Origin of the sequence: Thiocystis minor, from assembly GCF_016653465.1 — a bacterium.
GTDB lineage: Bacteria > Pseudomonadota > Gammaproteobacteria > Chromatiales > Chromatiaceae > Chromatium > Chromatium minus.
Genome location: NZ_NHSQ01000126.1, coordinates 1 through 7583, shown reverse-complemented (window position 1 = coordinate 7583; position 7583 = coordinate 1). Strand labels below are relative to the sequence as shown.

At 61.5% G+C, this 7583-nt stretch carries 6 protein-coding genes and 2 pseudogenes; all 8 read right to left on the bottom strand.

The window, feature by feature from the left end; translation table 11 throughout:
* A pseudogene (locus CCR95_RS17535) lies at positions 1-289 on the bottom strand (hypothetical protein); the annotation flags it as partial.
* 344 nt (positions 290-633) lie between these two features.
* Entirely contained in the window at positions 634-801 is a 168-nt protein-coding gene (gene nrdD / locus CCR95_RS17530; RefSeq protein WP_201096725.1) for an anaerobic ribonucleoside-triphosphate reductase, read from the bottom strand.
* 62 nt (positions 802-863) lie between these two features.
* Positions 864-2729, bottom strand: coding sequence for a cobaltochelatase CobT-related protein (locus CCR95_RS17525; protein ID WP_201096723.1), 1866 nt, complete (start codon positions 2727-2729; stop codon positions 864-866).
* A gap of 124 nt (positions 2730-2853) precedes the next feature.
* Positions 2854-4074 (bottom strand): DUF3150 domain-containing protein, encoded by a 1221-nt coding sequence (locus CCR95_RS17520; protein ID WP_338115427.1) that lies wholly within the window; start codon positions 4072-4074, stop codon positions 2854-2856.
* Between the two features lie 95 nt (positions 4075-4169).
* Positions 4170-4565: a hypothetical protein gene (locus CCR95_RS17515; RefSeq protein WP_201096719.1), complete on the bottom strand. Its 396-nt coding sequence runs from the start codon at positions 4563-4565 to the stop codon at positions 4170-4172.
* Positions 4566-4567: 2 nt separating this feature from the next.
* The gene (locus tag CCR95_RS17510; protein ID WP_201096717.1) at positions 4568-5527 is read right to left on the bottom strand and encodes an AAA family ATPase; all 960 of its coding nucleotides are present in this window, start codon (positions 5525-5527) and stop codon (positions 4568-4570) included.
* A gap of 943 nt (positions 5528-6470) precedes the next feature.
* On the bottom strand, positions 6471-7152 hold a 682-nt coding region (locus CCR95_RS17500; protein ID WP_207188668.1), incomplete at its 3' end, for a YqaJ viral recombinase family nuclease.
* 86 nt (positions 7153-7238) lie between these two features.
* Positions 7239-7583 (bottom strand): annotated as a pseudogene (locus CCR95_RS17495) (recombinase); the annotation flags it as partial.

Sequence of the window (7583 nt, the reverse complement as noted above, 5' to 3'; positions counted from 1 at the left end):
ATAAATCCTCGGCAGCGAGGACTTGATGACGATTGTTCAGCCAGAGCGCCCCGAAGACTTCAATGTCCAGATGCCCAAGACGCATCTGTAGATAAAGCATGGTTTCTTTGGGCGCGGTGAGTGCCTGCTTGTCGACCGTCTTCATGCGTCGCTCGATGATCGCCATCGCTTGCTGAAGGATGACGGATTCGGCGTTCGTGTCAGCCGTCACCGTATAGAGTGCGGCTTCCTCCTGTTGACGAATGCTTGTCCCGGTCAGGCCGGTTTGTTCAGAGACGTGTTTGCGCATGCGGATCTCCAATTCGGGGAGACGCATGATTCCCAAAGGGAAGATGCAAATCTCCCCAGGGGGTTGAACCAGCGGATGCTGGCGAGTTGAGTACAAGCGTGAGCTTGCCGGTGGTGCGCGCGGTCTTGATGGATCGCCCGCGCAGGCGATGACGACCTCAACCAGGTGAGATCGCAGGAAACCTGTCCGCTCGACACGCACCCAACGGGGATGCGGAGGGGACAGGTTCCGGGGCGCATTGGCCCCGAAATCCATCGCTTCGGTGACAAAAGGACCGTCCCCTGGGAAGCGATCCCCAGGGGAGAATGAACCCGGCGGTTGCCGGGCGGGAAGTCAACGCACGATCAGTGCATCATGCTCTCGCGGAACAGCCGTCGTTCGGCGTGTTCAGCGCATTTGCCATTGTTAAAAGCCGACACCGGGCGGTGGTACCCCATGACGCGGGTCCACACTTCGCATGGTGTGCGTTCGTGATCGGACAGGCCGATCTCTTGCTGGTCAGGTTTTTTCATCGACCCTCTCCGTGCCCGTAGACCCACCGAAAAGATCGTTGGACCCGCGGGCGGTCGTGGCACTAAACGAGGAACTGCTCGGCGAGACCGAACAGCGTTTTCTTAAGATCGGCAGGGGAATCGATCTGGATGTGACGTGGAAATAGCCACGACACGTCGATTTTGATGCCAATGCCGGCGATCTCGATGCCAGTTGCCTGGCATTGTTCGATGATGTTCGTCGCCCCGATCGTGTCATCGGGTTTGCCATCGGTCATCACCAGGATGACCCGCTTCGTCTCCTGTCGCTGCAAGAGATCGGCGGCGGCGTACCACAATGCCTGGGTCAAGGGCGTGTTACCGCGCGCATCTTGCAGGAAAGCGCCAGCACGGCTGGCGGGCCGTTGCCCATGCCGGATCATGAGGGAGACCGTTTCGTCCTCTCCATGGAAGCCTGGAAATGCGGTCACCGCGACCGACACGCCTTGAATGGTGTCGAGTGCGAGTGCCAGCGCCAAAGCGGACTTCTGAGCGATGTCGCTCTGCGATTCGCCGCCGAGGTAGTTCCCCATCGACCCGGACAGGTCAATGAGAAGGTGAACCGCCGTATTCGGTGCCGTCCGTTCCGTCTTCCGGGCGAACAGCCTCGAATCGCCAACGCCCGCACGGTGCAGACGGTGAGCGACCAGCTTTTTCCCCTGATGGCCGGCGTATGGCCGATCCATTCGGGCGGATTGCACCAATCCTTGCAGTCGGGCCGTTAAGGCCCGCGATTCCCCTTGCACGTCATGGAGAAGGCGTTTCCCTGCTGAGCACAGAAGAGAGGCTTCCTCACCGATCGGGAGCATGGTCTGGTGTCCGTTCCTTCTCGACTCGGTTTCCAACAGGGTCTTGGCGGTCTCGAAGAGATCCTGATCGAGATCGTATTCTCCGGCCTCCAACACCTGTTGGAGGGTTTTTGACGTCTTCCCTGAATCGTTCCCGGAGCCACCCCCGGAGCCACCCTTGGATTCATCCTCGGAGCCGTCACCGGAATTGTCCCTGGAGCTACCCCCGGAGCCACCCTCGGAATCGTCCCCGGAGCCACCCTTGGAATCCTCGGAGTCATCCCCGGAATCGTCCCCGGAGCCACCCTTGGAATCCTCGGAATCGTCCCCGGAGTCACCATTGGAATCCTCGGAGTCGTCCCCGGAATCGTCCCCGGAGCCACCCTTGGAACCACCCTCGGAGTCGTCCACGGAGTCGTCCTTAGAATCCTTGGAGTCGCCCTCGGAGCCACCCTTGGAATCGTTTTGCGGCTGCTCGGCAGCCTGTTTCTCATCCTTCAGTAGAAGAAGGATTCGCTCCGCCAACTGATTGGCCTCAGCCGTATTTTTCAGCCTGGTCACTTCAATGGTCATCCCCATCAAGCGACGAACCGTCGACGCGGGGAATGTCTGACGAAGCACCTTCTCCGCTTGCGCCGCGAAGGCGGTCAGGGCGGTTTGCTCCAACACCCGGCATCGCAGGGTCAATAGCAGATAGCTGGTCAAAATGGACGCCGGATGCTCTTTCAGATCAGGCGCACATAATCGATGGTTGCCGATCATCCAATCGACGACCGTTTCCAGGGTCTTTTTCGTTCCTGGGTAGGCGCGGCGGATGGCCTGCTCAATTCGGATGTCCTCCAGAATATTGAGCAAGGTCTTTTGCAACGGCGACTTGAGCGCCGCCGCGCGGAATACCGCCATGTTGGTACTTCTGACATGACTGGCCTCATGCGCCAGAAATCCCCACGCAACCTCTCGCAGAGCGGAATCTGGCGGAAGATCCGGCAGCCAGATGGTCTGGCCATCGGTACTGGCGGTGCGGCTGGCGTTCATGCCGCCGACAATGACGTTTACGCCGAACTTGCGTCCGAGCGCGTTCGCCACGATGGGTATGGCCCGATTCAGGGTCTTGGTTTGCATGGTGTGTCTCCAAAAATAGACACGCTCCGCCCCCTCGGGGCAGAGTGTGCCCCGGTGGGGAAAAGGGTGTCGACGTTCGTCGCACACCGTTTTGTTGGCGTTCCCCTGGCTGGGAATCGTCGGATTAAAACCAGCCGAAATCTTGGATGGTTTTGGTCTCAGCTTCGGCCACTTCGGCTTCGGCCACTTCGGCTTCCAGTTCCAGCATGGCGTCGGCCTCCTCGAACACGCCTAAAAACGGCGTCACTTCGGTCTCGTCCACCGCATCCGCGTCGAAGTCGTCGAACAGGTCGCTGGCGTCCAGACTGATGTCCAGATGCGTTGCGATGTCGGCTTCAGCCTCAACTTCGGCCCTAACCTCGGCCTCAACCTCAGCCTCGACGACGGCATCAACTTCAGTCGTCGTCTCGACGTCGGACTCAACCTCGGTTTCGGCCACAACTTCGGCATCGGCATCAACCTCGGCTTCAACCACAGGGTTCAGCATCCCTGCACCGTGACGCGCCATCCGATCTTCGTCGCAGAGAAGCATCCACAGGCCGAAGCCTTCTTGAAACATGGATCCTGTGACAGGGCCGCTCGGCGGAACGTGGCGCAGAAACCGCTCCACCTGATCGAGAATCGGTCCGATGCGGGGATCCACGAAACTCAGAATGTCGAGTTTTTGTTGGATCCGGCGGAAGGTTCTTAGGGCGTGTTGCGACATCGCCTCCTTGCCGATCAGGCTTTTTTCCAGCGGGATCGCGATTTGGGCGATCTCGTGGAACACCGACGTGGCAATGTCGGCCACATCCTCCACCAGCGTGTCGTGCTGCCCTTCGGCGGGCTGAATAATCAGCGGACGATACCGGAACGAAAACTTCGTGCCGATCTTGGCCGCCGGGTCGACGGCGGTGCGAAGCTGCCGCTCCCATTCCGGGTGACGCAGGATCCAGTCTTCGATCTCCCGGTCATACCCGGTCAGAAAGTGCTGGGTTTCGACTTCGTACTCGGTTTTCAGCAGATCCAGTTCGCCACTGAGGGCGGCGATCTGGTCATTCGGGATCAAGTACCCCCCGAGAAACCGGGTGCCAACCTTCAGGCAGGCCCGATCAGCTTGTCCCTTCAGGGTTCCGAAGACCCGGAGGGCATCCGGGTTGCAGATCCGCTTACTGCCGAGGGAGACGAGTTCCTCGGAAGGAACCTCGCTGTCGGTCAGTTCCAAATCGTCGGCCCGGAGCTTCTTGCGCCCGGACCACTGACTGACGGTCAGGACGATCAGGGCCATTTTCTCGGTGATCGTGATGAGCGTGTTGTTCAGACTGTTCAAGTTGTTCATGCGTTTCTCCAAAAAAGAGAGACGCACGCCCCCCAAGGGGAGGCGCGTGACTCCCCAGGGGTGAATGCCAGTGCACACTGGCGGATGAATGACGCTCGGATGAGCGTCGGTTAATGCGCGACCTAGAACCAGCCTAAGTCGGGGATCTCGGTCTCGATCTGCGAGAGATCGAAGGCCGGGACACGCGGACGCGGCGGTGTGACGTCTGGCACCGTCTGGTTGACGACCGCAGGGCGACCAACCGGCGAGATCGGCTTGGGCACGAGATCATTCGACCCGTCAATCGCAGACCGCCCGATGTCGCGGTATCCCTCGCGAACCTTGGTAACCGCCGTCTTCCGTACCTTGCGGTCGGCGGAGGCGGGGTAGATCCTTTGTTGCGAGAGCCGATTTCCTGGCCCCCAGCGGACTTCGATCTCCCCTGTTGGGAGAGTCCGGTAGCCCCACGCTTTGGTGCGGCCATCAGGATGGATGTACTCGTAAACCTCAAATTGGTTGAGTACTTTGTGTTGGTCCATTGTCAGACCACCCCCAACCACAGATTCCCCATCACGTCTTCGGCGATCCGGTGGATCGCCTCGCGTTGCTCGGCATCGGCCCGATTCGTCAAGGCTTGTTCCAAGGCATGCGCGATCGGCTGGGACGCACCCCGGAAGGTGAGCGACAAGCGCGCCCAACGGATGACTGTCCGGGTGGACATCGTGATCGTCAATTCCGCCCTTTGCTCCCCTTCGCCCAGAAACAGGCGACGGATCTCGTTGGCGACGGCGATCATCTTTTCGCCGATCTCCCCTGGTAAAGAGGGGATCGCCTTCTGTAACACGCCAAGCTCGACCTCGGCCGCCAAATACCCGACGTTGATCACCTGGAACCGGTCCAGAAACGCCAGGTTTTGACGCAAAACGCCTTGGTACAGTCCCGTCGTATCCCCCGCGCCGGCGGAGTTGCCGGTGGCGAACACGCGAAACTTCGGATGCGGACGGATCACCTCGCCGCCGTTCTGCGCGATGACCAAGGGCCGACCCTCGATCACATCGTTGAGCCCGGCCAGTTCGGACGGATCCATCAGGTCGATCTCGTTGAGGATCAGGATCTGACCCTCCTTCATGGCGACGGCCAGGGGGCCGTGGATGAACTCGGTCGTGCCGTTGTTGAGCACGAACTGCCCGACCAGATCGGACAGTTCCATCCGCCCGTGACAGGTCACGGACTGGACCGGCCAATTCAGCCGGGCCGCGATCTGGCACACCAGGGACGTCTTGCCGCTGCCGGTCGGACCGGTCAGCAGGAAGGCATCGCCGGCGGCCTCCCCGAGAAACGCGATCAGCCCCGAGAGGCCAGGCCGAAAGCGATACTCGGTCTTCCGAGGAATCATCGGATGGGATTCGTCGGCGAATCCTTCGATCGTGAGTTCCGGGCGGGCCGAGACGCCGAAGGCTTCTGCAATCCCGAACATTTTGGTGGTGTTGGTGGTGGTCATGCGTCGTCTCCAAAATCGAGGAGACGCACGTCCCTTGTGGGGAGTGAGGCTCCCCAAGGGGTAAACCAGCGCGATGCTGGCGATTGAATGCAAGCGTGAACTTGCCGATGGTGCGCGCGGTCTTGATGGATCGCCCGCGCAGGCGATAGACGATCTCAACAGGTGAGATCGCAGGAAACCTGACGACTGCACGCGGCGCGACCGACGCGGCAACGCACAGACGACAGATCCCTGGCGCGGGACTGGATCGGTTGACCGCCCCCCAACGGGGGGCGAAAGATTAAAAATAGCCAAACTCGACAGGCGTCGATGCGGCCGTCGATGCGGCTTCGGTTGACGCGATCTCTTCGACCGCGACAGCGACATCGACCGGCTGGGCTTTCTGACGCCGCGCCCGCGTGGGCTTGGCGACGGGCGTGTTCTCGGTGTTCTCCGTTTTGGCCGTTGGTTCGGCCTTGACGGTCACTTTGACCCGCTCGGCGGCACCGCGACGGTGCGCCTCCAGCATCGCCGGATCGAGATCCGGTGCAATTTCGGCAAGCACCGAGGGGTAGTCCACCGACCCTTGCTGGCGATAGCGGGTGATCCGCACGCCGTCCTGTTCGGCGAGCAAAAACTCGCCCATCAACCCGACCAGGCCCGTTTGGGCGTTGGCCATGAGGGCTTTCATCACCTTCTGCTCGTCGTCGAGCGTTTTAGCGAGGGCGGCGGCGTCGCGGTACTGCTGCGCGAGCACCATCCATTGCGAGCGTTCGTCGTCGACGGGCACGAACAAGTCGCGGGTCGGATCGGGCGTTGGCTCCTTTTTCTTCTGCACGGCCTCGTGAAAGGCCAGGCAGTTCGGGATCAGCGTGCCCTCCAGAAAGGCAGCGTCGCGTTGGATTTCAAACTCCAGGGCCGGAACGCCAGCGCGTTGCGGATCGAAGACCAGCCAGCCCCGGCNCGGCGACCTCGCGGTACTGCTGCGCGAGCACCATCCATTGCGAGCGTTCGTCGTCGACGGGCACGAACAAGTCGCGGGTAGGATCGGGCGTTGGCTCCTTTTTCTTCTGAACGGCCTCGTGAAAGGCGAGGCAGTCCGGGATCAGCGTGCCCTCCAGAAAGGCAGCGTCGCGTTGGATTTCAAACTCCAGCGCCGGAACGCCAGCGCGTTGCGGATCGAAGACCAGCCAGCCCCGGCGGGCGTTCGCCACCAGGATCTGGAATTGCACCTGGACCCAGTACAACTGATACGCCTTGGCCTCCGTGCCCTGGATCGCGATGTCGTCCCAGGTTCCCTGGGCGGGCACCTTCAATTCGACGGGTTCGCCGTCGTCGTTGATGCCGTCGAACGAGCACCGCAGCGCGGCGTGTCGCTCCGACTCCGCACAGATCGGCAGCAACAGGGTGTTATGCCGCTGCTCGAAGCCTTGGCGGGCGTCGTCTTCCAGCGCCATGCCGCGCTGGACAAAGGGGTTGTTCGAGAGATCGTCCGGCTCGCATAAGCCGGTTTTCTCGGCCCACAAGCGCCAGATTGTTTTGTAAGGCGAGCGCCCGACAATGACTGCCGCCTCGGAAGCGGTGACGCCTTGTGCGCGCCAGACAAGCCATTCCGGGGACCGCTGGGACAAATTAACAACTTTCATTGGGTGTACTCCGAAAGAGACACCGCCCCCTCACGGGAGTGGCGTCCCGTGGGGGATCGACCGTCGCAACGGTCGGGGTTATGCCGCTAGGCGGCTTGCGGTTCGGCCTCGCGTTCGGCCTGCACCAGACGCTCCAGGGCAAACTGAAGAATGCCGCCCTCGAAGCGGGTGATGAAGTAGTCGTGCGCCGATGCCCAGGCGTGACTCTTGGTGGCGCGCGTGACCAGACTCTCGATCTGGGTCCGCGTGGCGGCGTCGATGTCCGCCTCGTTGGCCGCGACGGGCGTGGCTTCCGGCTCCGGTTCCGGCGTCGCCTCGGGATCACTCGCGCGGGTGGGCGCGGTGGGCGTGGCGACGGCCGTGACCGTGGCGACCAACTCGCCGTCGATCGGCTTGCCGGCCATCTCCTCGGCGGTATAACCCGCCTCTTC